The organism is Oceanipulchritudo coccoides, assembly GCF_010500615.1.
Taxonomy (GTDB): Bacteria; Verrucomicrobiota; Verrucomicrobiia; order Opitutales; family Oceanipulchritudinaceae; genus Oceanipulchritudo; species Oceanipulchritudo coccoides.
Window position 1 is genome coordinate 743,752 of record NZ_JAAGNX010000002.1, and the last position, 23,555, is coordinate 767,306.

Consider the following 23,555-nt stretch of genomic DNA (forward strand, 5'->3'; position numbering starts at 1 on the left):
CAGTGTAGAGTGCTATTCAAAAGTTCCCCGTCAACTGCAGGATTCTTCCTCCAATTCCATGAACTTCGCCACTCGCCGCTCGTGACGCCCGCCTTCAAAGGCATTTTCGATGAAGCAATCGACCAAGCGACAGGCTTCGTAGGGGGTTGTGTGGAGGGCTCCAAAGCATATGACATTTGCATTATTGTGCCGGCGGGTAAGGGCAGCCTCGTCTTCATGTTGGACCAGTGCCGCCCGGATTCCCTTGAATTTATTTGCTGACATGCTCATTCCGATGCCGGTTGTGCAGCAGAGAATACCGATTTCCGCCCGTTGCTCCGTCACGTCCTTGCAGACTTCCCTGGAAAAGTCCGGATAGTCCACAGAAGCGGGTGAATCGGTTCCATGGTCGATGATCTCATGACCGCCGGATTGAAGGTGTTCCAGAAGCGCTTGGCGGAGCGGAAGAGCTCCGTGGTCAAAACCTATGCTGATTTTCATTGTTGTGGGGATTCCTTGAGAAACTTGATGATGGAAGGGACAGCCTCGGCCAGGTGATCCCTTGTTTCAACATACAAATCAAGAGGGCCGCCAAAGGGATCAGGCACCTCCTTTGATCCTGATTCAACCCATTCCCGAAACCGGTAAACAGGGGCCTTCAGATCCGGATGGTGCAGTCGAATGGCTTCGATATGGCCCGAGGTCATTGTCAGGATAAGATCTGATTCGTCAGCAAGCTGGTCTGAAAGGGGACGACTCCGGTGTGCGGAAATATCCAGATTGACCGGCTGCAGAGCCTTGCAGGCATTTCTTGATGCTGGATCCCCGGAGAAGGCTGACACCCCAGCCGAATGAACAATGATGGAGCGAAGCGGTTCTTCCTCAGCTTTCAAGGCGTGCTTGAGCAGACTGGCCGCCATTGGGCTCCGGCAGACATTGCCGGTACAGACTACGGTAATTATTCGAGGATGGCCTTCCATAACTGCTCAATTGAGATTGAAGGAAGGATGCCTCAGTTGCCTTGTCAAGCGCGCGACTTTAAAGGCGGGTGTCGTCGGAATAAGGCCGGTCGTCTTCCGAATCCCTCGGAATCGTTTCATCCTCAAATTCATCTCCCGGAAGAGCTTCCATTGAGTCGGAATCCTTGGGGACGGAGGCAACCGGATCGCCGACAATCCGGGTGACGCGGATATGGATCGGGTCGACGGTTTCCATGCCAAACTGATCCAGCAAAGTTGCCCGGATCCGTTGCTTGATCATTGTCTCGACATCCTTCAACCGGTGATTGGCGCGGAGATGCACAGCCACTTTCACGCCGACATTCCTGCCTTTCATGAAGTGACGGCAGGCCGCTTTGTCGATTCCCTCAACGCTATTGGCGGCGTTCTGCATGACGCTCCGAAGCGTTTGAGGGGCAATTTCAATCGTGCCTCCCTGGGTCTTGAAGGGAACAATGCCTTGGTTTGCCCGTCGGTAACTGCGGAAAAGATACAAGGCCACCAATAGAACCACGGCAACCGCCGCGTAGTAGAGGTAGGGAACCCTCAACAGATGTTCAAGCGATTCAATGGTTGTCTTCATGGGTAGTCCCTGTCTTCGAGGGGGTTAACTCTGCCTTATTCGGTTTCCGTCTCTTCAGGAGAAGCGGCGTCTTCCCGGCGCACGCCATCCACGATCACATCAACCTTGGAAACATCCTTGTTGGTCATGTTTTCCACTTGGTCGCGAACGGCCTCCTGGACACTTTGGGCCACCTTGGCCAACTGGACCCCAAAGGTCAGGATCAGCTTTGCCTTGATGTGGTAGGATCCGTCAGCAGCCTCTGAGATCGAGACTGCTGAACTGCTGTCGCGCTTGCCACCAAATAGACCTGCGATGTCGTCCTTGATGCCACCACTGGCAAGCCCGACGACACCGGGAACTTCCTTGGCCGCCATGGCGACGATGTTGGCCACAACCTCGTTGTTGATACTGATGCTCCCGAGACCGGAGTCCTCCTGGAGGGTATCGAAATTTTCACTCTGCTCTTCTTGATGACTTTCTTCCATGACGTGTATTGGGTTAAATGGTTATTTTAGGGACGGTGCTTCGATTCGAAAAGAGTTTTCGGTGTTCGTTGCATGAATTCCTCGATAAAGCGGGTGGTATAGTTGCCCCGCACAAAATCCGGATCATTGATAATGGATTGGGCAAAGCTGATATTTGTAAAGATACCACGAATAAGGTATTCATTCAAGGCCCGGTTCATACGGGAAAGCGCAAGTTCGCGGTTGCGACCAACAGTAATGACCTTGGCAATCATGCTGTCGTAATATTTTGGAATCGTGTAGCCGCCGTAAATATGGCTGTCCACCCGGACACCGTGCCCGCCCGGCGGGTAGTAAAGACTGATCTCTCCCGGGCTGGGAGCAAAATTCATACTGGGGTTTTCCGCGCAGATCCGGCATTCAATGGCATGGCCTTTCATCTGGACATCCTTCTGCTCGAGAAGAAGCTTCTCGCCTGAGGCGATCCGGAACTGCTCCTTGATGAGATCGATTCCCGTGACTTCCTCGGTGACAGGATGCTCCACCTGGATCCGGGTGTTCATTTCGATGAAATAGAAGTTCCGGTGCTTATCGACGAGGAATTCGATTGTTCCTGCATTCCAATAATTGCATGCCTTGGCTGCCTTTATGGCGGCGTCGCCCATTTTCTCCCTTAATTCGGGCGTCATGAACGGGGAGGGGGATTCCTCAATCACCTTCTGGTGGCGTCTCTGGATGGAACAATCCCGCTCTCCGAGGTGGATGACATTACCGTGCTCGTCGGCCAGGATCTGGAATTCGATATGGCGGGGTTCCTCGATGAATTTCTCGATGTAGACCGCTCCATTACCAAAGGCTTTCTCCGCTTCGGAGCTGGCTGCCGTGAACTCCTTCTGGAAGGAAATAGAGTTGTGGGCGAGGCGCATTCCACGGCCACCGCCTCCAGCAACGGCCTTAATGATGACTGGATAGCCGATTTTCTCGGCAATTTTGAGTCCATCCTCAGGATGTTTAACGACGCCTTCGCTGCCCGGGACGGTCGGCACTCCAGCCGCGGCTACAGTAGCGCGCGCGGTCGCCTTGTCACCCATTTGGCGGATGTGCTCTGAATTCGGGCCAATAAACTTGATTTTGCATTCTTCGCATTGTTCCGCGAAGTCCGGATCCTCCGACAAGAAGCCGTATCCCGGATGGATTGCATCCACGTCCGTGATTTCCGCAGCGGCAATAATACGCTCCGCCCGGAGGTAAGAATCACTTCCAGCGGCGGGACCGATACAGATTGCCCCGTCGGCGAGCTGCACATGAAGGGATTGTTCGTCCGCTTCCGAGTAAACAGCCACAGTTTCAACTCCGAGCTCCTTGCAGGCCCGGATGATGCGCAGGGCTATTTCCCCACGGTTTGCGATGAGGATCTTCTTAAACATTTTATTGGATTGTTTGCCGATCGCGTTATTTCAGCCTGAACAAGGCCTGCCCGTATTCGATGTTGTCCCCGTTTTCAACCAGGATTTCGGCGATGCTGCCTTTTGCTTCGGCCTTGATCTCGTTCATGACCTTCATTGCCTCGACAATGCAGACCACGGTGTCATCGGAGACGCTATCACCAACGGCTACGAACGGCGGGCTTTCCGGTGAGGGGGAACTGTAGAAGGTGCCGACCATGGGAGATTTGATCAATTTGCTTTCATCGACTTCCTTGGCTGCCTCCGGCGCCGCACTGGCTTGTTCAGCCCCACCGGCAGGCGTTGCGGGAAACGGCATTGCCGTCGAATTGAAGGGGACTGGCGTTCCTCCCTGAAAGATTGCCTGGACTTCATCGCTCTTGCGGCAGAGACGCAATTTGAAGTCCTTCTCCTCAAGCTCAAATTCGGTGAGCCCGCTGCGTTTCACTAAGTCGACTATCTGTTTTATATGTTTGAATTCCAAGGTTGGTTCCTCCTGTGAATAGTTTCTGTATTCTGGCGAAGTTTGAAAAGGTTTCGCGCCCGAGGGCAATGGAAATCGACTCGGGACCCTATGGGCCTGCGGAAGTGCCCTGCTGTCCGGGAAGGCGTTTTTGGAACCATCGGAGCGGGTTCAGGCGAAGCTTCCAGATGGGGTTTTCCAGGGGGCCAGTGATATCAAACTGGAAATTATCACTCACCGGAGTCAGCATTTTGCTCACAAACCCGCTAAAGAACTGGGCGTCCGCCTGCAGTTTCAGCTGCTTGTCAATCACGTCAACATCACCGGTTAAGCTCAATTTCAATACCGGCCCGGTAAGGAAACAGCGGGGAATACTCAGGACACCGTCGCTCAACCGCCACTCAATACTGCCTGATTTCAAGTCAAGGGTGCTGAATCCGAGACCGATGCCTGAGAAAAAGCGCGAAAGGCCACCGAACAGATGGATTTGCCCGATATCTGCCCCACTCAACGTGATTTGTCCTGAACCCCGGTTGGTCAATGGATTGGGACCCATCGACAAGTCCATGCTGGTATCGATCTTGCCTCCGCCTGTTTCCGAGGCCAGTGCCATCCGATATATGCTGGAACTTTCATCGGGAACAGCCTGCGCCAATACCGCCCCGTAATCCGCGTCGATCAACTCAAAATCTATATGGGTCTCCCTGATGGCGGGTTCCTGCCAGTGGCGAATATCCAGGGTTCCTGTAAAAATCCCATCGGCAAGCGTTCCTGACATCCGTTCAAGGATAATTGCCTCCCCCGTAACCCGCCCGGCAATGGCTAATCCGCTCAGGCTCCACCCGGCAATCTCGCTCATCGCATTGCGGTGGCTCAATTCTATCCGCAGATCGGGAATCATCTCTTCCAAATTATTTCCGTCTTCTCCTTTTTCCCTCCAGATAGTACCGGCCACATGAATTTCGGGATTCCCTTCCAGTTTCATTTCCTTGAGGGCTGGAACTCCACTTGCCACCTGCACGATCGGCCATGGAGCGTCACTCTTCAGGTCCATGAGCATGGGAATTCTCCCTTCCTTTTGGGCAAGCCGGGTTGGCCATGCCAGTGAGCCCCGGATGAAGGTTTCCCCAATGCGCCCCTTCAAGTGCTCCAGATACGCCCAGTCCGCATTGCTCCTGACCCGCACTTCCATTTCTTCCACGGGAACTCCCCGATAGCTCACATTGTGCCCCAGAACACTCGTCATGCTGTTCACGGAGCCCCGCTCACGCCATCGACCCCACACTGTGACATCCGCCTTGGGTGGCTTATCAAGCTCAATATGGGTGAAGATTGGTGACCACCAGTCCCCAAGGATGGAATCCAGGGCTTTGGGAAAGCTGGAGCCGTAGGCGTTGAGTGAAAAGCGCGAGGAAGGAAAATCCTGGAAATAGGCGCCCTGGGCATACTCGTTGGCTGATCGCTGGACATGGATCCGGGTCAAATCCAGTTTCTCACGGGAGAGGAAGAAGTTGCTCTTAAGGTGTGAGAAGTCTGTTTGCCCAATATAAAGGTTATCTGACAGGAGGATCCCCGAAGCGCTTTTGTCATTGGGGGAGAGGGTAGCGTGCAGATTTAGGCGACCCGCTTTGGTATCCTTCAAGAGCCGGTGATACGGAAGGTCCGGGAAAAAGGCATGCAGGACTGGATTGGCAAGGTCTGCGCGAAGGTCAATTATCCAAGGCTTCGAACTATCCGGTGTATCCGGATTGACTGGTTCAACCTGCCTTGCTGATCCAGCTGCGAAGAGGTTTTTGCCGCTGAGGGACCAACGAAGGGCCGGGGAGGCCAGGCCAAGGGAGGTTTCGGCAATCATGACATCGACAGGGAAATTTTCACTGAACGGGTCCGTAAAGTTAATCCGGATATTCTCTGGTGCGAGCAGTGGGCCGGCTTGGATGGGATTCCCGGTGGCGCTGAAGGAGATGGGGACGGGCGGTTCCAAGGGCCAGGGAACAAGAGCTCGGGGAATGGTTTTCGGGTTTAAAAAAGTCAGGATGCTTTGTCCGCTCAAGCTGGTCAGGGTGATCCTTTCTGAATTGATCTGCAGACCTGCGCGGAGGCTCACTTCTTCAATCTCTGCCATCGGCAAAACCAGGGATTGTGAGAGAAGGAACAAATCGAGTCGGTGATTGAGGGCGTCTTCTCCGGACCATTTGACAAAGCAATCGAGGTCGAGGTTGGTTGGGAAGCGTTGTATTCTCACCAGCAGGTTCCTGAAAAAATCCTTGGACTGGCCGGGTTGTTCCGTGTCCCTGCTTCCCAGTAGTGGTTCGATCGGGCACGACCCGGTGAGATAAAAACGCATGCCACGAGTGCTGAGATTCAGGTGATCAACAACCAGTTGGTTTTGCTTTTTCAGAAGATGTGCATGGGAGATCCGCATGACGGACTCGTTCAAGCCGGAAGGGGAATCACTTGCTGAAATGAACAGATTGACCCCGGTTGAATTGATCTCGTCGATGGGCAAGGGCTGGTTGAAAAGAAGATCAAAAAAGGATACATCGATCCGAATCATATCTGCGGTCAGAATGGATTCAGTATTGCGTGCCCGCATCAGCCTGAAGTCCTCTAAGTGGAGTCCACCCCGGAGGTCAAAAACCGCTGCTGACCAAGCGGTATTCAATTCATTCCCGAGGACTTTCCCCATTGTCCATTGGGCCAGGTTGTCGGGGAGCGGGACTTCCTTATGGAGACTGTTGAGCGTCACCAAGCCGGTCAGCATGACCGCGATAAAAGCCAACAGGATGTTCAGGCAGTGAAGAAAGCCGCAACCGGCTTTCCAGCAACACCAACGAAAGATGCGTATTCCTTGACCCATGGGATCAGGGGACCGGTTCCATTACTTCGACTGCGGGTTGCTCTTCGAGTGGCTCCGGGGTGTCCGGATATTCAGCAAGAAAACTGTCGAGGATCTCAATCATCCTAATTGGGAGGAAGCCTACCAAGCCACTTTCCGGATCGCCGATGTATTGGCTTGTGCCGCCAAGCCGTTCTGAGAGGTAGAGCCGAATGGTTTCAGCATCTTCAGGATTGGAAGGGTACTGGACAGATGCCTCGACGATATATTTCCATTCGAGCTCCCTGTCGTCGGCCAGTACCAGCGGGTCGCTGAAGGGCCGGTTTGTGAACCGATCAACGCGTACGGTGCCCACAAAATCCCGTAAAGCTGCCTGCACAGCGCGGGCGATATCCGAGCTTTCCGGGTCCATTGGCACTGCCAATCCGGAGGGTCGGTGAATGAGCGATAAGCCTGAAATCCTGGCTGTTCCGGGCAGTTTGCGGATGATGCGCTCCCGGTAATTAAAGGGATCAAGGGAAAGAGAAGAGAGCACATACGGGCGAACCAGGAATACAGAATCTGATTGGTCCGTGGAGGCATAAAAGAGTGTTTGCCCCTCGTCCGAATAAAGCCCTCCAATCTTGAGTTCGACGGATTCCTGACTGCCTTTGCGGACTTGAAGCCGGCGCTGAGGTTCATTCAATCCGAAGCGAACGAGGTCTGCTTCTGAAGGAGCATCCGTGACAAATCGTTCTGCCTCCATTGTGTTCAAAAGCTCCTTCATTGCGTTCACCGCTTCCGCTGCCGCCGGCATGGATCGAAGCTGTTTTTCCTTATCTGTGTAGAGGACTTGCCAGGAATCATTCTCCAAACGCTGCAAGGTCACTCCAAGCTCCCCGAAATTGATGGCCAGACTGCTCCAGTCTTCGCTGTAACGTTTCAAAACGCGCTTCTCCCGCAGGTCCTCCTGAACCGATCGCAGTCGCTCCACCTTGCCCGCTTGAACCCGGAAAACTGTCGGAAAGCCCTCCAGCCTTGCCAAATAAGTCATCCCTGCTTCTTCACCCTCAGTCACTGGTGTGAGGATGATTGACTGCCTTTCACTCGACCCTTCCAGACTCAGGCGGATGGCATTGCCGTTCAACGTGATTTCACCCTCTTGAGTATTCTCAAAGCCTTCCACTTCGAGCCCTTGCCATTCGGTCAGCAGGGTCTTGACGCGATCGGCGTCTGCAGCGGTTTCTATTGGGGAAACAAAGGCCCATTTGTCTTCATTCCTTTCAAGACGTACCCGGATGTTGCTCGCTGAACGGTCTTGGATTTGCATGGCCCGGGTTTCTTCCACCGAAATCGAGAAAATCCGCCTGTCGAGAAACGCTTCCAAGTCACGCTGGAGCGAATCCAGTAGTCCCCGAGCAACTACATAAATATATTCACCATCTGGTGATAACAAGTAGAGGCGATTTCCAATTTCCGTAGGAGCGCCAAGGGAGAGGTCCAATGATGATTCGCCCCCTTCAAGGGTGAGGGTGATCGTGGGATTGGCGAGATCGTAGGACTCGAGGGATTGCCCGGAGGACTCCAGCCCGGAAACCGGAAAGCGTGATTCCCATGCCAGACGTCGGAGTTGGAAGATGAGCTGCTCGACAGCAAACGGGTTTGCTTTCCACTCAAAGGGTGAGGAGACAAGCCACTGATCTTTTTCACGCTCAAGAATCCACTCCTGATCGGTTTGGAGGCCCTTGATCTCAATCCTTTCAAGATCCTGGACAAAATCAGGATTGATGATCAGCCGGGAGGATTCATCGAGAAGGTTTTGCGTACTCTGGACCTTGTCAAAATAGAAGATGATGCAGGCCAGGGCGGCATTCAGGGCAAGAAGCAGGATGGTCAGTTTAAAGCGCATGGAATTAAATCAGGATTTGCGTACCCAGTAGATGAGAAGCCCACAAAGGGCCAGAGCTCCGGGAACAATCAGGTACATAAGGCCAATTTTTTTGAGATCGTTCTGACTGAGGGAAAGCTGATAGGTGGCGACCGGGCGTGGAGGGATCACCAGCATTTTGTCCCGGTCGAGCATCCAGTTGATCGTATTGAACAAGACAGAGACATTTCCAAGTGAGGAGATGCGCTGGTTGGAAAATATGTCCGGGGAACCGAAGACAACCAGGCGTCCGCCTTGAACCTTGATGCCCAGTTGACTTGAGGCCCGTCTTTCGGTTGCGACGGCGACCGGTACAGGACCTGAAAAGTCCGGTCCGGGATTGAAGGTTGGGGCCTCTTCCTGCTGGTAGGAGGATTCACTCCACGATGTATTCGAGGTGGCAAACAAGGGGATAAAATGGAGCCGTTCATCGGCTGGTTGCGGGTTGCCGGGAATGACCGGGCGATTGAGACCGGTAATGACGTAAGTCTGGTTCTGGATAAGGGAGCTGGTGATGGGATGTTCCCCAAAATTCCGGATAAGGATGCTTTGGGTCGATTCCCGGTAGGCGGGATCAGGCTCAATAACCAGTTGGTCTGGAAGGAGGAGGCCCCATTCCCGGAGCAAGGATTTCATGCCTGTATCGACACCGGGCCGCGTCCACAGAATTACCCGTCCAGCCTTGTCGAACAGGTAGGTCCGGATCTTATCCACCTCAGATGGCAGGAGTGGGCCCTTGGGATCCGGGATCAGCAGGATGGCGGTATCCTCGGGGACGCCACTCACGGCCGTCAGGTCCAGCTGTTCGAGGGTGAAGTTGCGCAACTGCAGTTCACGGGCAATCTGGGAAAGGCCACCCCTTGGTGAGGTGTCGTCGGGCGCTACTTCCCGGTGTCCCGTAAGGAAATAAAGTTTAGGGGATTTTTCCTGGGAAACCTCCATGATGGCAGCGGTGAGGGCAGATTCTCCCTTGAATGCCACGGCTTTTCGATCAACGAAGGAGACCATCTCATCCGCCCGGACGAGGCGTTTCCGGTTTTCGGAGTAGATAAGGATGGCGTTGACCTGATCGAGACCAAACTCTCTCGCCAAGGCATCCGCCTCGGCCAAATCCTTGTATATATCAACAAACCTGACAGAGATGAGAAATTCCCCATTGCGGCGGCTTTGATAAGCATATTCCGCGAGGAGTTGTTCCACGTAACGGTAAAGAACTTGCTCCTCCTGACGGGGAGAGTCGGCAGGAATCGTGACAACAATTTCCACCGGTTCCCGCAGTTCCGAAAGATAGGCCTTTGACTCGGGGGACAAGGCGTATCGGTGGTTTTGTGTCAGATCGTACCGGACAAAATGCTTCAAGGCAAAGTGGTTCATCCCGAGGATCAGGGAGAAAATCAGGAGGATCTGAAGCCAGTGGTTACCCTGCTTCAGACGGTTGGCAAATTGGTATAATTCCCAGCGGCGCATGATGGATCAGCGTTTGGATTCCACGACAAGGACAGCTAAGCCAAGAACAGCGAAGCAACTGGAGAGATAATAGATAAACGGACGGCTATCTATAATTCCCCGGCTGAAATCCTCAAAGTGGTCGAATACTTGGAAATAGGTTAACGCGGCATCCGAGAAGATAGAGGAATCTCCCGGGTCAAATTGAAGAAGGCGGATGGACGCCACCCCGACAATCAGCATGAATAAGATACTGAAGGAAAGCATCCCGGCAACCAGTTGGCTGCGGGTCAAACTGCTTGTGAAAATACCGATACCAACAAAGAGGGTGCCCGAAGCCGCGATGAAGAGAAATCCCCCGAGCAGGGCTCCGATATTGAGTAGCTTCTCACTGATTTCCGGTTGATTGACGACCATACTTGTGATGACCGGGTAGGCGAAGGATATGACCCACACGAGAAGATAAAAACCGTACGCGGCGATGAACTTTGCCGTGACAAGGTGAGCCGGCCGGATAGGCGCTGTGAGCAGTGTTTCAATGGTCCCAAGCCGGCGTTCCTCAGCGAAACTGCGCATGGTCAGCATCGGGACAATCAGCAACACAGGGACCCAGAAGAGGCTGAAATACAGGGTGGCTGGCAATTGCTCCTGCTCCTCGGCACTGACGGTCAGGAGTGTGATGTAATAAAAGAAGCCCATCAGGAGCAGGGAAAGCACCATCGCGAGATAGGTGCTTGGAGCGTAGAAGAGGCTACGCAGCTCATGCCGGATTAGATAAATGAGTTTCAGCATCAGGAATCTGTTGGGAATGGTGCGCCCGTTTCCTTGTTTTCATCGCCAGTGAGTTCCCAGCTGCGCTGAGTGGCTGTGAGGAAAATGTCTTCCAGACTTGGCTGGACCGCCTGAAACTGGCGAACGGCAAGCCTGTCCGACTGGATAAGCTGCCGGAGGATACCTTCCCCATTCTGCCCGTTCTTGGGATTCACGAGGTTAACACTAAAAGAGTCCTCCTGTGATTGTGGATGGATTTGAATTTCCCATAAGTCGCCGAGTTTGCGCAAGGCATCCATGATCTCCTGCCGTCCACCCGATACTTCAAGGCGATACCTCGATCCGGGCAGGAACTGTTTCCGCAACTCATCCGATGTCCCTTGTGCCACGAGGCGGCCTTGATTCAGGATAAGGACACGGTCGCAAGTGATTTCCACTTCGGAAAGGATATGGCTTGAAAAGAGGACGGTTGTCTCGCCTCGCAAATTAGCAAGCAGGCGCCTGATCGCAATCACTTGATGGGGATCCAGCCCGATGGTCGGTTCATCGAGGATAGTGATCGCCGGAGAGGCCAGTATTGCGTCCGCGATGCCGACTCTTTGGCGGAATCCCTTGGAAAGGTTGCCGATGATTTTCCGGCGAGCCTTCCGGTGTAACTCACATACTTCAAGGGCACGCTCAATGGCTGCCTTCCGGCGAAGCAAGGGGATGCCTTTGATCTGGGCCCGGAAACGCAGGTATTCGATAACCCGCATATGCTCGGGCAGGGGATTGTTTTCGGGCATGTATCCGATGAAATTCTTCACTTCATCCGGGTGGTAGGGTACCGATTTGCCGCAAACCGAGAGATATCCGGAATCAGCGGGCAAGATGCCGGTCAGGATGCGCAGGGTTGTGCTTTTCCCGGCTCCATTCGGGCCGAGAAATCCGACAATCTCACCCTTTTCGATGCGAAAGGACAAATTGCGTACGGCTTTATGCCCGCCAAAGCTTTTGCTCAGGCCGTCTGCGACGATGCTGGTTTCCTTTTCAGGCATTAGATTTATAAGACGGTTCCGGACGGGAATCCGTTCGGAACTTTGTGGCAGTGTGGGCTCTTGTCCGGATGCGTCAAAACCGTTTCCACAAGGAAGGTGAAAATAGGACCAGAAGGGCAAAGAGCTCAAGGCGCCCCATGATCATGAGAAAGGACAGGAAAATTTGTGAATAAGCATGCAGGCCGGCAAAATTGTGGGATGGTCCGACTTCGGCAAAGCCCGGACCAATATTGAAGAGGCAGGCAGCCATGGCTGAAACTATTCCCTCAAAACTCATGTTGGGCTCCAGGAAGGAAACAATGACGGTCCCGGAAAAGACAATCAAGGACAGGATCACCACATAGACCACGATGGACTCTTGTTCCCCAAGGGAGAGGCTTTTTCCGTTCACTTTGAGTGCTCGAACGACTCTCGAACGATACGCTTTCTCAATATGCTGACCGGAGACCTTGAGGGCGACTATGAACCGGATGACCTTGGTCCCTCCGGCGGTGGAGCCGGAGCAGCCACCGATGAACATGAGCGCCAGCAGGAGGATATGGGTCACCGGCAGCCAGAGGTCAAAATCAACAGTGGCAAAGCCTGTAGTGGTCATGATGGAAATCACCTGGAAGGTAGCCGCCCGGATCAGGCCGTGTGAATCCGGGTTGTCCCCCGAATGAGTCACAAGAAAGATGAAGATCAGCAGACTAAATGAGAGGATAAGAACAACGTATGCCTTGAATTCGGTGGAAGTTTTCAGGGCCTTCCAGTTGCGGCGCAGGAGTTCGATAATCAACAGAAAACTGGTTCCTCCAATTGCCATGAAGACGATAATGGCCCATTCCAGGGCGGGATTGGCGAAGTCTGCAATGCTGCCGGACCTGGTGCTGAAGCCGCCTGTGCTAAGGGTCGTGAACATGTGAATAATGGCTTCAAACCAGCCCAGGCCGCAGATCCAATAAACCACTGTGCAGATCACTGAGAGACCGAAGTAGAGGTAGAGCAGGTGGAGAACGCCGTCTTGCACCCGAGAGGTATTCAGGTCCGCGGCCTGGGCCGAGGATTCACGCGAATACAGGACCTTGGCGCCCGCGCCCAGAAAGGAGAGGACAGCCACGAAAAAGACCACAACTCCCAGTCCGCCCATCCACTGGCTGATGGCGCGCCAGAAATGCAGGCTTCGGGGAAGGGTTTCCAGATCGCTGAGGACGGAGGCCCCGGTCGTTGTGAGCCCCGAAGCAGACTCGAAAAAGGCCCCTGAAAATGAAACATCGGGTAAAATAAGGAAGTAGGGAATGGCTCCAACCAGACTGGCCAGAAGCCATCCGGTACCAATTGTGGCAAGGGCCTCCTTGCGAAAGAGGGTATTGTCACCCGTTCGGCCAAGAAGCAGAAATCCGCCCGAGAGACAGGCCGCAACGAGAAAGCTGACCCCGAATCCAGTGACCGCCAGCTCGTGCGTGGAATGGGTATCATAGACCATGGCAATCCCAAGGGACAGGGCAAACGCGAAGGCGATGGCCCCCATGATAAAGCCCTGTAGCTTGAAGAGGATTGCGTAATTCATGCCGCTTGAAATTTAAATCGAGGGTTGGCTGATCAGCTGTCGTGGAGAAGCTGGAGCAAGTCCTTGATGTTTTCCTCTCTTGTGATCACCACGACACGGTCGCCGGCGAGGATCCGGTCTTCCGCACCCGGGACTTTGACTTGGAATTTGTGGAGGAGAGCCACCAGGACGGCATGTTTGGGCCAGGGGATTTCCTTGAGAGCCTTGCCTGCGCACTTGCTGTTGGAGGTTACCTGTATTTCAAGAATGCGGGCTTTCTGGTCGGGGAAATTGAAGAGCTCGAAAAAGGGTTCCTCCGACAAATAGCGAAGGACTTCGTTTGCGGTGACGATCCGGGGGGAAACTATCGTCTCAATTTCAAGCGCCGATTTAAGGTTGAGAAGCATCTCCTCGTAATCGGATTTGTTAATGACCGTCTGCACATGCTTGGCACCCAGCTTTGCTGCCTGCACACTGGTCATTACGTTCCGTTCGTCATCACTTGTTGAGGCGACGAAGAAATCCGTGTTACCGATCTGCTCTTCCTCAAGAAGGCGCAGGGAGGTGCCATCTCCATTGATGAAAGTGACCTGTGGAAAGCGTTCCGCGAGGCGGCGACATTTTTCCTCATCCTGCTCGATGACGCGCACCTTGAAGCGAGGATTACTGAGCAGCCGGACAAGGGCGACAGCTGTTTCGCTGCCACCAAAAATCACTACACGGACCTCTTTCCCGGTGGTGCTGGGATCAAGCTTTGTGCGAAGTTTGTACAACTCGTTGGGCGGCCCGAAAACTGTTACTTGATCACCCGCCTGAAGAACTGTATCAGCGGAGGGGATATCCTGTTCCTCGTCGCGCTGGTAATATCCAAATTTGACTTCCGGGTGCAGCTTGATCTCCCGAAGGGGCTGTCCGAGGAACTTGGAACGCTTGTCGACCTCGATGCGTTGAGCCTCGATCTGGCCGCGGGCAAAATTTTCCACAGCAATCCTGGCAGGATTGCGGATTGACTTGGCCAACTCGGCGGCACACAGGCCTTCGGGATTCAGCATCATGTCAATCCCGAAGTGCAACGGGTAATTGACATGTGAAATGTCGGTGAAGGTCTGGTCGTGAATGCGGCTGATGACAGTCTTGGCCCCGAGAACGCGGGCGAGTGAACAGGCAATAAGATTGGTCTCATCCCGACTTGTCATCGCGATGAAATGGTCACAACCGCCTGCGATGGCGCGCTTCAGCGTTTCGGCGCTACTGCCGCTCCCGTGGATGACCCGCACGTTGTGCACCTCCTCAATGTGCGAGGCAATATCCGAGTCCTGTTCAATCACAGTGACGTCGTGACCAGCATTGCTCAGTACATGGCTAAGATGTCCGCCAACCTCGCCCACGCCAATTATGACCACTTTCATTGTTGGGTGAGGTTAGCAGGGATCTGCTTCAAAGGAAGGAAATTAACGGGATGCTCCCAAGGCTCACATCAAGCCTCGTCTTCGTCTATTTCAACGATCTTGTTGATCCCAATCAGTTTGTCTTTTTTGCCGAGGTTGATCAATCGCACTCCTTGTGTGGTGCGGCCGATCACCCGTATCTCGTTCACACGGGTCCGGACAGCCTGGCCGCCATTGGTCAGCATCATGATCTCGTCATCTTCCATGACGCTCAAGGCACCGGCAACGCCGTCTGTCCGCATTGCAATGATGCCGCTTCCACCGCGGCCCTGGGTGCGGTATTGATCAAAAGCCGTCCGCTTGCCCTGGCCGTTTTCACCGGCGATAAGGAGAGTCGCGTTGTTGTTGACGACCTCAATTGTGACCAAGCAGTCATCCTTGCCCTTGAGTCGGATGCCTTTGACACCACGTGTTGCCCGGCCCTGATCACGCAGGTCTGTCTCCTTGAAACGAATCGACATCCCTTTGCGCGTGATCATGCAGAGCTCGTCCTCACCGTTGGTCAGTTTGACGCCGATGAGTTTGTCTTCGTCATCAATGTTGATCCCAATGATGCCCCCGCGCCGGAAATTCTTGTATGCGCTGAGGTTGGTTTTCTTGATGATGCCTTTGCGGGTCGCCATGACAAGATGCTGGCTTTCATCAAATTCCTTCACGGGAATCATGGCGGCAATTCGCTCGTCCTTCTGGAGCTCGAGCACGTTCACAATACTGCGTCCCTTGGAGATACGCGTGCCTTCCGGGATATCAAAAACCTTCTCCACATAGACGCGCCCGTTTGTCATGAAAAACATCATGTAGTCGTGCGTGCTGGCAGTGAAGAGATGCTCGACAAAATCCTCATCATGAGAGCCTGCGCCGATAACACCTTTTCCGCCTCGTCGTTGTGAGCGGAAACTGCTGACAGGAGTGCGCTTGATGAATCCCTTGTGGGAGACAGTGATGCAGCACCCTTCATTGACAATGAGGTCCTCCATACGGAATTCACCTTCTGCTGGAAGGATCTGGGTCCCGCGCGGAGTGGCGTATTTGTCCCGCATCTCGGAGAGTTCATCCTTGATCACGCCGAGCAGGCGGTCCTCGTTCTCGAGAATTTCCGTCAGTTCCTGGATCAGCTTGATGAGTTCAAGATACTCCGCCTCGATTTTTTCGCGTTCAAGGCCGGTCAGCTGGTAGAGTCGCATGTCGAGGATAGCATCCGTCTGCTTGATGGAGAGAGGATACTTCTCCATCAGGCGGATCTTGGCTTCGTCACGGTTGCGGCTTGCCCGGATGATACGGACAAAGTCGTCCAGATTATCGAGGGCGATCTTGAGACCTTCGAGAATGTGTGCCCGGGCCTCTGCCTTTGCGCGCCGGAATTCAGTCCGGCGGCGAATGACTTCACGGCGATGCTCGATGTAGACCTCGAGCATTTCCTTCATGTTCATTTCCTTCGGGCGCCGGTCAACAAGGGCCAGCATGATGACACCGAAGGAGGATTCCAGAGGCGTGTGCTTGAAAAGTTTATTAACCGTCACGCGCGGGATTTCGCCACGCTTCAACTCGATGACAATACGGGTATTCTCGTCGGACTCATCGCGGAGATCGCTGATGCCTTCGATGACCTTGCCCTGGACAAGCTCGGCAATCTTGGTAACGAGGTTGGCCCGGTTCACGTTGTAGGGGATTTCCGTGATAACGAGCTGTTCCTTGCCCTGCTTGAGTTCTTCCGTGTGGATCGTGCCGCGCATGCGCACAATGCCGCGACCGGTGCGTATGTATTTATGGATACCTTCGCTCCCGAGAATGGAGCCGCCGGTTGGAAAATCTGGTCCCTGGATGATTTTGGCCAGGTCTTCAATGTCCAGATTCGGGTTATCGATGAGCGCACAGGCTCCGTCGATCAGTTCACCGAGGTTGTGTGGCGGGATGTTGGTTGTCATCCCGACTGCAATCCCCGTCGACCCGTTCATGAGCAGGCTTGGAAGCGCCGCCGGAAGGACACTCGGTTCGGTGGTGTCCTCCTTGTAGTTGGGGACAAAGTCGACCGTGTTCTCATCGATCTGGCGGATGAGCTCTTCGGCAGCCGAAGTCAGACGACACTCTGTATACCGGTAGGCCGCAGGCGGATCCCCGTCGATTGAACCAAAATTCCCCTGTGGATCCACAAGTGGTACCCGCATGACCCATTTTTGCGCCATGCGCACAAGGGTGTCATAAACGGAGGCATCCCCATGCGGGTGATACTTTCCGAGCACTTCCCCGACGACCGCGGCGCACTTGTCGAAGCTGCGGTTGTGGATCAGTCCTTGACGGAGCATCGAGTAAAGGATGCGCCGCTGGACTGGCTTCAAGCCATCGCGTGCATCCGGCAGGGCCCGGCTGATAATGACCGACATCGAGTAATCGATGTAGGCTCGTTCCATCACGTCGGTGATGTTGGACTGCGTAAGATTTTCTTTTTCGGTATACATTGCGCGAACTCGCGTGGGTGAATGCGGAAAGGATTAAATGTCGAGATTGGACGTATTGAGAGCGTTGTCCTCAATGAAGGCACGCCGGGAAGGCACATCGTCTCCCATCAGCATGGTGAAGGTCTGCTCTGCCTTGGCGGCGTCATTAATATTGATCTGCAAGAGCCGACGTGTCTCGGGATTCATTGTCGTCTCGTAGAGTTGCTTCGGATTCATTTCACCGAGGCCCTTGTATCGTTGGATATGGAGCCCGCGGCGTCCCATTTCCCGGATCTTACCGAGCAGCTCGAGAATGGAGAACAGCTCAACCCGGTTTTCCTTTTCCGGGTTATCAATGTTTTCCACGATATGGTAACGGACTTCCTCGCCGGGCGTCCAAGTCTTCACATCGAGGCCCATGCGGATGTGCTCCCTGAGGATTTTTGTCATGGCGGCGGCCTCGAAAATCTCATGGATGCTCAAGCGCTGGTTCACGGTGCGGCCATTGTGCTCAACCTGCCGAACGATAACCTCGGCAAAGGCATCCTCGATGCCTTCCTCGGCAATGAAGGAAACGCGTTCCTCCTCGTTCTTGAGAAAACGGAAGGTTTCCTCGTTCCCGGTACGGGTACGGACGATGTATTTTGGAAGGATTTCCCCGTCGTGTTGATCCAGGAACATTTCAAGCGAACATCCGTAGCGCGTGACGCCGTTGCCCAGAAGTTCGAGACGGGCGAGGGATTCCACAATGCGGTCAACTTTGGCTGAGGGAAAACGATGCTCATCCCGCAGGCGGACCAAGGTCACGTCCTCGGCACCGAGTTCGAGAAGAATGCGGTTCAGCTGTTCATCATTGTCGATGTACTGCTCGCGCCGCTTGCGCTTGATCTTGTACAGCGGTGGCTGGGCCAGGTAAACATAGCCGCTTTCAATCAATCCGCGCATTTGCCGATAAAGGAATGTCAGCAGAAGGGTGGAAATGTGGGCACCGTCAACGTCAGCATCACACATGATGATTACACGGTGGTAGCGCGCCTTTTGCGCATCGAAAGCCCCATCGCCTTCATGGTCGCCGATCCCGGTTCCCATGGCGGTGATGATCGTACGTATTTCATTGTTATTCAGCACCTTATCAATGCGAGCTTTCTCGACATTGATCAGCTTTCCACGGATGGGAAGGATGGCCTGGTAGCGTCGGTCACGCCCCTGTTTGGCGGAACCGCCAGCAGAATCACCCTCGACAATGAAGATCTCACAGAGGGTCGGATCCTTTTCCGAACAGTCGGCCAGCTTGCCCGGCAAGCCACCGGAAGACATCACGCTCTTGCGGACCGTTTCCCGGGCCTTGCGCGCAGCATCCCTTGCCCGGGCAGCATTCAATGCCTTGTCGATGATCTTTTTCGCCAGGCTGGGGTTTGTTTCAAATTCGTATTTAAGCTTCTCGCCGACAATTTTCTGAACGATGCCGTCCACTTCACCATTGGAGAGCTTGGTCTTGGTCTGTCCTTCGAAGCGCGGCTCGGGGACCTTCACGGAAATGACCGCGGTGAGGCCCTCCCGCACATCATCGCCGGAAATATTCGGATCCTTTTCCTTAACGATATTGTTCTGTTTGGCGTAGGTGTTGATAACCCGTGTAAGGGCGGTCCGGAAACCGCTCAAGTGTGTTCCGCCCTCGATGTTATGGATCGAGTTGGCGTAGGCGTAAATCTGGTCGTTGTAGCTGTCGTTGTATTGCAGGGCGATATCGACAACGGTCTTTGCGGTCTGGGTTTCGTCAGCGAGGGCATCCCCGGAAAAGGAGATAGGCTTCGGATTAACCACCGTTTTGCCACGGTTCAGGAAGAGGACATACTCGGAGATCCCGTCCTTGAAGATGAAGCTCTCCTTTCGGTTGGAGCGCTGATCCTCAAGGGTGATTTCAATTCCCGGATTGAGGAAGGCCAGTTCGCGAAGGCGCTTTGCCAGCAAATCGTATTTGAATTCCCGCGTTGTGAGAAAAATCTCCGGATCAGGGAGCCAGCTGATCTTTGTGCCAGTCTTCTTTGTCTTGCCGATGACACTCATCTTTTCGGTGGTCTTGCCGCGACTGAAGGCCATGTGATGAACCTTTTCCTCGCGGCTGACTTCCACTTCAAACCATTCCGAAACGGCATTTACGCACTTTGCTCCGACACCGTGGAGACCCCCGGAGACTTGGTAAGCGCCCTTGCCGAATTTGCCGCCCGCGTGGAGGTTGGTCATGACAAGTTCCAGCGCTGGCATTTTATGCTTCGCGTGCATGTCAACAGGGATGCCACGCCCGTCGTCTTCCACGGAGATCGATCCTTCAGAATGGAGGGTCACGCGGATGTTTTTGCAATACCCTGCAAGGGCTTCGTCAATGGAGTTGTCGACGATCTCAAAAACGCAGTGATGGAGGCCCCTTTCGTTGGTGTCACCGATGTACATGTCGGGGCGTTTGCGGACCCCGTCCAAGCCTTCCAGTTTTTCAATTTTTGAGGCATCGTAGACCTCCGGATTGTTGCTGCTCTTAGCCATTGATTATTAAGGAATTACAAAATTTCAAAAAAAGAGGGAGGGCCCCGTTGCGGCGCCCTCTCAGACCCTGTTCATTAAGGCCGAAAGAGCGGGGGAAGGGCAAGAGAAAAACAGGGTTTTCGGGCCAAAAAAAAGCCCCTTTTAAAAGGGGCTCCAAACGCTCAAAGTGTGAGGAAATTCTGGAGGATTTTCATGCCATTCTGCGTTGCCATGGACTCCGGGTGAAACTGGACCCCGTAGATCGGCAAATCCTTGTGTCGAAGACCCATTATTTCGCCTTCCCGGGTTTCTGCGGTGATTTCCAGACAGTCTGGAAAGGAGGCTTTCTCAACGATCAGGGAATGATAGCGGGTGGCTTCAAAATCCTGGGGGACATTTTGGAAAAGGTCCGTGTTTCGATGATGGATGGGGGAGGTCTTGCCATGCATGAGGCGGTCTGCGCGGATGACCTTGCCGCCGAAATGCTGGCCGATGCATTGGTGACCCAGGCAGACCCCGAATATGGGAATATCAGAACCAACAAACGCATCGAGGATCTGGAGGCTGTTGCCTGCCTCGCTGGGGCTGCAGGGACCGGGCGAGAGGAGGAGTCTGTCGGGTTTCATGGCCAGTGCTTCCTCGCCGGTAATCTCATTATTCCGGAGTACCTTTTGCTCAATTCCCAGCTCCCCGAAGTACTGGACGAGGTTGAAGGTGAAGGAATCGAAGTTATCGATGACGAGAAGCATGATCCGAGTTAATTTGGGGAAAGGAGGGCACTGGTCAATGCCACAGGCGCGGGAAGCGGACAAAAAGAAGCCCGGCCGGGTATTTGGAGGGACCGGCCGGGCTTCGGGTGTGGGTTTGTTGGGAAATTTATTCCTAGTCCTCTTCGCGCTTCCTGCGGGGAGCGCGACGACGGTCATCCTGGCGGCGGCGTGGGCGGTCACCGCCCCGGTCACCGCGATCACCCCGGTCGCCGCGATCACTGCGGCGCGGTTCCTGTGGTGAGGACTCAGCCTTTTCCTTGGCTGCCGCGACTTTCTCGCTGATCTCATCGCCTTCACCATTGCGTTCGGCAAGTGCGGCGGTACGGCTCAGGCGCACGCGGCCCTTTTCGTCAATACCGATACACTTGACCCACATGAGGTCGCCCATGGCGCAGACGTCGTCGACATAATTGACACGGAAATCGGCCAGTTCGGAAACGTGCACGAGGCCTTCCTTTCCGGGAAGACATTCGACAAAGGCACCGAAGTCCTTCACGCCGCGGACAGTACCGTGGTAGAGCTTACCTTCCTCGATCTCGGCCGTGAGGGCCTTGATTTCGTCGAGGGCGCGATCCATGGACTCGCCGCTGGTTGCATAAACGCTGATCTTACCGGAGTTGTCATCGTGGATGTCCACTTCGGCACCGGAAACTTCGCAGATCCGGCGGATGGTTTTGCCGCCAGGGCCAATGATGAAGCCGATTTTCTCCGGATCAATTTCAATGGTCTCGATACGCGGGGCGTACGGACTCAGTTCCTCACGCGGCTTGTCGATAGTCGACTTCATGGCTTCGAGGATCATTTCCCGGAGTTCGCGGTTACGGACAATGGATTCCTTGGCAATCTCGTGGGGAAGGCCGTTAATCTTCAGGTCCAACTGGAATCCGGTGATCCCGTTCTTGGTACCGCAGATTTTGAAGTCCATATCGCCGAAGTGGTCTTCCGCGCCAATGATGTCGGAGAGGAGCACGTGCTTGGCAATCTTGCCATCCTTGTCGGTCTTGGTGACAAGTCCAACGGAAATCCCTGCGACCATATCGCTGATCGGCACACCGGCATCCATCAGGGACAGGCACCCGCCACAGACTGAAGCCATGGAGGTGGAACCGTTTGATTCCATGATTTCCGAAACCAGACGGACCGTGTAGGGGAACTCGTCCTCGGCCGGAAGGACCGGCAGGAGGGAGCGCTCAGCAAGGGCACCATGGCCAATTTCGCGTCGGCCCGGGCCCATGATGCGGCCTGTTTCACCGACCGAGAAATTCGGGAAGTTGTAATGCAGGAGGAAGCTCTTTTCGCGAGGACCACCAGTCAACCCGTCCATGCTCTGTGAATCCGAGCGTGAGCCGAGAGTGGTGAAGACCATTCCCTGGGTTTCTCCGCGTTGGAAAAGAGCGGATCCATGGACTCGCGGGTAGAGGCCAACATGGCACTCAATATCGCGGAGGTCCGATGGGCTGCGGCCATCAGCACGCTTGCCGGATTCAAGAATGTTTTCGCGGTAGATTTCCTCTTGGAGGACCTCGAAGGCGAGCATGACTTGGTTGGAGTCATAGTCGTCTCCATCGCGCTCAGCCATCTTTTCTTCGACTTCCTTCTTGAGGGCGTCGACAGCATCCTGACGGGCGGCCTTTTCTTCCTTGAAGACGGCCTCTGCCATTTTCTTGCCGACGATTTTGCGGGCGAAGTCGAGGTTTTCATCCGTCACGACGAAGAGGTCGAAGGTTTTCTTGGTCTTGCCGACCATCTTGGCGAGTTCCTTCTGTGCCTTGATGATGGGCTGGATTGCCTTCTGGGCATATTCCAGGGCTTCGACAAACTTGTCGTCCGGCAGCTCTTCGGCAGAGCCTTCGATCATCATCATTTCATTTTCGTTTCCGACGTAGATGAGATCCAGCTCGGATTCGTATTGCTGTTCGTGGGTCGGGTTGACGACGAATTCATCATCAATGAGTCCAAGGCGGATACAGGCAATCGGGCCATTCCATGGAATATCCGAGCAAACCAGCGCCGCCGAGGCACCGTTCACAAGAAGAACATCCGGTTCGTTGATGAGGTCGGCGGTGAGGAGGATTCCCTGCACCTGGACTTCATTGAAAAACCCTTTTGGAAAGAGCGGACGCAATGGGCGGTCCGTCAGGCGTGAAGTGAGGATTTCCTTTTCAGAAGGACGACCCTCGCGTTTGAAGAAGCCACCGGGGATCCGGCCTGCGGCCGCGAATTTTTCGCGGTAATCGACGGTGAGTGGAAACCAGTCCTGTCCTTCACGGATTTTCGCGGCTGCGGTGGCAGCCACAAAAACGGTTGTTTCTCCGGACTGGATCGTCACGGCGCCGTTGGCCTGCTTGGCCACACTTCCTGTTTCAATGGTGATACCGTATTCTTCTACGGTAACGGAGTATTTCTGTTTCAGCATGTATCTTTGACTTTATGTATGAACGGTAGATACGCGGATGCGTATCCTGTATGGTAGTTCTCCAAGACCAGCTGAGTTTAGGAAGCTCGCCTGCCTGGCTGTACCGGGCAGGCGGACTTCCTACAGCTTGCAGCCGTGGAATGGAGAACCGGTAAATGTATGAAACTGCCCGGAAAGAGCAGGAAAGCCCAACTTAGCGGCGGAGCTTCAAGCGTTCAAGCAATTCCTTGTACTTCTCAAGATCATGGCGTTTGACATAATCGAGAAGTTTGCGACGACGGCTGGTCATGGCGATCAGACCGCGGCGGCTGTGGAAATCCTTGCGATGAGTCCGCAAGTGCTCCGTCAGGTGAGTGACGCGCTGCGTGAGCAAGGCAATCTGGACCTCAGGGGAGCCTGTGTCCGAGTCGTGTACTTTGAAATCCGAGATGACGGATGATTTATCGAGTGGTGATTTAGCCATTTATTATTGTGAGTTTCACGACCACTGGAACCCTCTTGTGAGGACTCGAAGGACTCGCCGGA

General features: G+C 54.2%; 18 protein-coding genes. All 18 read right to left on the reverse strand.

Annotation, left to right across the window (positions count from 1 at the left end; all coding sequences use genetic code 11):
* Nucleotides 1–30: 30 nt before the first annotated feature.
* On the reverse strand, nucleotides 31–480 hold the full coding sequence (gene rpiB, locus G0Q06_RS08790; protein ID WP_163964563.1) for a ribose 5-phosphate isomerase B: 450 nt from the start codon (nucleotides 478–480) through the stop codon (nucleotides 31–33).
* Nucleotides 477–959, reverse strand: a complete 483-nt coding sequence (locus tag G0Q06_RS08795; RefSeq protein WP_163964566.1) for a low molecular weight protein arginine phosphatase — start codon at nucleotides 957–959, stop codon at nucleotides 477–479. Before G0Q06_RS08795 ends, rpiB begins: the two co-directional genes overlap by 4 nt.
* 58 nt (nucleotides 960–1,017) lie before the next feature.
* Nucleotides 1,018–1,560 (reverse strand): Asp23/Gls24 family envelope stress response protein, encoded by a 543-nt coding sequence (locus G0Q06_RS08800; protein ID WP_163964569.1) that lies wholly within the window; start codon nucleotides 1,558–1,560, stop codon nucleotides 1,018–1,020.
* A gap of 35 nt (nucleotides 1,561–1,595) precedes the next feature.
* The gene (locus G0Q06_RS08805) at nucleotides 1,596–2,027 is read right to left on the reverse strand and encodes an Asp23/Gls24 family envelope stress response protein (protein ID WP_163964572.1); all 432 of its coding nucleotides are present in this window, start codon (nucleotides 2,025–2,027) and stop codon (nucleotides 1,596–1,598) included.
* A 26-nt stretch (nucleotides 2,028–2,053) separates the two neighbouring features.
* Nucleotides 2,054–3,433 carry an acetyl-CoA carboxylase biotin carboxylase subunit gene (gene accC, locus G0Q06_RS08810; RefSeq protein WP_163964575.1) on the reverse strand — a complete coding sequence of 460 codons (1,380 nt, stop codon included), beginning with the start codon at nucleotides 3,431–3,433 and terminating at the stop codon, nucleotides 2,054–2,056.
* A gap of 25 nt (nucleotides 3,434–3,458) precedes the next feature.
* Nucleotides 3,459–3,935 carry an acetyl-CoA carboxylase biotin carboxyl carrier protein gene (accB, locus tag G0Q06_RS08815; RefSeq protein WP_163964578.1) on the reverse strand — a complete coding sequence of 159 codons (477 nt, stop codon included), beginning with the start codon at nucleotides 3,933–3,935 and terminating at the stop codon, nucleotides 3,459–3,461.
* An 88-nt stretch (nucleotides 3,936–4,023) separates the two neighbouring features.
* Entirely contained in the window at nucleotides 4,024–6,774 is a 2,751-nt protein-coding gene (locus tag G0Q06_RS08820; RefSeq protein WP_163964580.1) for an AsmA-like C-terminal region-containing protein, read from the reverse strand.
* A gap of 4 nt (nucleotides 6,775–6,778) precedes the next feature.
* Nucleotides 6,779–8,641, reverse strand: a complete 1,863-nt coding sequence (locus G0Q06_RS08825) for a DUF4340 domain-containing protein (protein ID WP_163964583.1) — start codon at nucleotides 8,639–8,641, stop codon at nucleotides 6,779–6,781.
* A 9-nt stretch (nucleotides 8,642–8,650) separates the two neighbouring features.
* A complete protein-coding gene (locus G0Q06_RS08830; protein WP_163964586.1) occupies nucleotides 8,651–10,126 on the reverse strand; it encodes a GldG family protein in 1,476 nt (491 codons plus the stop codon).
* Between the two features lie 6 nt (nucleotides 10,127–10,132).
* The gene (locus G0Q06_RS08835; protein ID WP_163964589.1) at nucleotides 10,133–10,897 is read right to left on the reverse strand and encodes an ABC transporter permease; all 765 of its coding nucleotides are present in this window, start codon (nucleotides 10,895–10,897) and stop codon (nucleotides 10,133–10,135) included.
* Nucleotides 10,897–11,913, reverse strand: coding sequence for an ABC transporter ATP-binding protein (locus tag G0Q06_RS08840; RefSeq protein WP_163964590.1), 1,017 nt, complete (start codon nucleotides 11,911–11,913; stop codon nucleotides 10,897–10,899). Before G0Q06_RS08840 ends, G0Q06_RS08835 begins: the two co-directional genes overlap by 1 nt.
* Before the next feature lie 73 nt (nucleotides 11,914–11,986).
* Complete coding sequence (locus G0Q06_RS08845; RefSeq protein ID WP_163964593.1) at nucleotides 11,987–13,462, reverse strand: TrkH family potassium uptake protein; 1,476 nt, start codon at nucleotides 13,460–13,462, stop codon at nucleotides 11,987–11,989.
* A 32-nt stretch (nucleotides 13,463–13,494) separates the two neighbouring features.
* Complete coding sequence (gene trkA / locus G0Q06_RS08850; RefSeq protein WP_163964596.1) at nucleotides 13,495–14,850, reverse strand: Trk system potassium transporter TrkA; 1,356 nt, start codon at nucleotides 14,848–14,850, stop codon at nucleotides 13,495–13,497.
* A gap of 68 nt (nucleotides 14,851–14,918) precedes the next feature.
* Complete coding sequence (gyrA, locus tag G0Q06_RS08855; RefSeq protein ID WP_163964599.1) at nucleotides 14,919–17,345, reverse strand: DNA gyrase subunit A; 2,427 nt, start codon at nucleotides 17,343–17,345, stop codon at nucleotides 14,919–14,921.
* A 33-nt stretch (nucleotides 17,346–17,378) separates the two neighbouring features.
* Nucleotides 17,379–19,865: a DNA topoisomerase (ATP-hydrolyzing) subunit B gene (gene gyrB, locus G0Q06_RS08860; RefSeq protein ID WP_163964601.1), complete on the reverse strand. Its 2,487-nt coding sequence runs from the start codon at nucleotides 19,863–19,865 to the stop codon at nucleotides 17,379–17,381.
* 161 nt (nucleotides 19,866–20,026) lie between these two features.
* A complete protein-coding gene (locus tag G0Q06_RS08865; RefSeq protein WP_163964604.1) occupies nucleotides 20,027–20,593 on the reverse strand; it encodes an anthranilate synthase component II in 567 nt (188 codons plus the stop codon).
* Nucleotides 20,594–20,726: 133 nt separating this feature from the next.
* Nucleotides 20,727–23,030 (reverse strand): polyribonucleotide nucleotidyltransferase, encoded by a 2,304-nt coding sequence (pnp, locus tag G0Q06_RS08870; protein ID WP_163964607.1) that lies wholly within the window; start codon nucleotides 23,028–23,030, stop codon nucleotides 20,727–20,729.
* Between the two features lie 193 nt (nucleotides 23,031–23,223).
* Nucleotides 23,224–23,493 (reverse strand): 30S ribosomal protein S15, encoded by a 270-nt coding sequence (gene rpsO / locus G0Q06_RS08875; RefSeq protein ID WP_163964611.1) that lies wholly within the window; start codon nucleotides 23,491–23,493, stop codon nucleotides 23,224–23,226.
* Between the last annotated feature and the right edge of the window lie 62 nt (nucleotides 23,494–23,555).

What these genes read in the sequence shown, in the direction of transcription:
- rpiB (WP_163964563.1), bottom strand. Translation starts at nt 480, where the DNA reads ATGAAAATCAGCATAGGTTTTGACCACGGAGCTCTTCCGCTCCGCCAA.
- G0Q06_RS08795 (WP_163964566.1), bottom strand. Translation starts at nt 959, where the DNA reads ATGGAAGGCCATCCTCGAATAATTACCGTAGTCTGTACCGGCAATGTC.
- G0Q06_RS08800 (WP_163964569.1), bottom strand. Translation starts at nt 1,560, where the DNA reads ATGAAGACAACCATTGAATCGCTTGAACATCTGTTGAGGGTTCCCTAC.
- G0Q06_RS08805 (WP_163964572.1), bottom strand. Translation starts at nt 2,027, where the DNA reads ATGGAAGAAAGTCATCAAGAAGAGCAGAGTGAAAATTTCGATACCCTC.
- accC (WP_163964575.1), bottom strand. Translation starts at nt 3,433, where the DNA reads ATGTTTAAGAAGATCCTCATCGCAAACCGTGGGGAAATAGCCCTGCGC.
- G0Q06_RS08820 (WP_163964580.1), bottom strand. Translation starts at nt 6,774, where the DNA reads ATGGGTCAAGGAATACGCATCTTTCGTTGGTGTTGCTGGAAAGCCGGT.
- G0Q06_RS08825 (WP_163964583.1), bottom strand. Translation starts at nt 8,641, where the DNA reads ATGCGCTTTAAACTGACCATCCTGCTTCTTGCCCTGAATGCCGCCCTG.
- G0Q06_RS08830 (WP_163964586.1), bottom strand. Translation starts at nt 10,126, where the DNA reads ATGCGCCGCTGGGAATTATACCAATTTGCCAACCGTCTGAAGCAGGGT.
- G0Q06_RS08835 (WP_163964589.1), bottom strand. Translation starts at nt 10,897, where the DNA reads ATGCTGAAACTCATTTATCTAATCCGGCATGAGCTGCGTAGCCTCTTC.
- G0Q06_RS08840 (WP_163964590.1), bottom strand. Translation starts at nt 11,913, where the DNA reads ATGCCTGAAAAGGAAACCAGCATCGTCGCAGACGGCCTGAGCAAAAGC.
- G0Q06_RS08845 (WP_163964593.1), bottom strand. Translation starts at nt 13,462, where the DNA reads ATGAATTACGCAATCCTCTTCAAGCTACAGGGCTTTATCATGGGGGCC.
- trkA (WP_163964596.1), bottom strand. Translation starts at nt 14,850, where the DNA reads ATGAAAGTGGTCATAATTGGCGTGGGCGAGGTTGGCGGACATCTTAGC.
- gyrA (WP_163964599.1), bottom strand. Translation starts at nt 17,345, where the DNA reads ATGTATACCGAAAAAGAAAATCTTACGCAGTCCAACATCACCGACGTG.
- gyrB (WP_163964601.1), bottom strand. Translation starts at nt 19,865, where the DNA reads ATGGCTAAGAGCAGCAACAATCCGGAGGTCTACGATGCCTCAAAAATT.
- G0Q06_RS08865 (WP_163964604.1), bottom strand. Translation starts at nt 20,593, where the DNA reads ATGCTTCTCGTCATCGATAACTTCGATTCCTTCACCTTCAACCTCGTC.
- pnp (WP_163964607.1), bottom strand. Translation starts at nt 23,030, where the DNA reads ATGCTGAAACAGAAATACTCCGTTACCGTAGAAGAATACGGTATCACC.
- rpsO (WP_163964611.1), bottom strand. Translation starts at nt 23,493, where the DNA reads ATGGCTAAATCACCACTCGATAAATCATCCGTCATCTCGGATTTCAAA.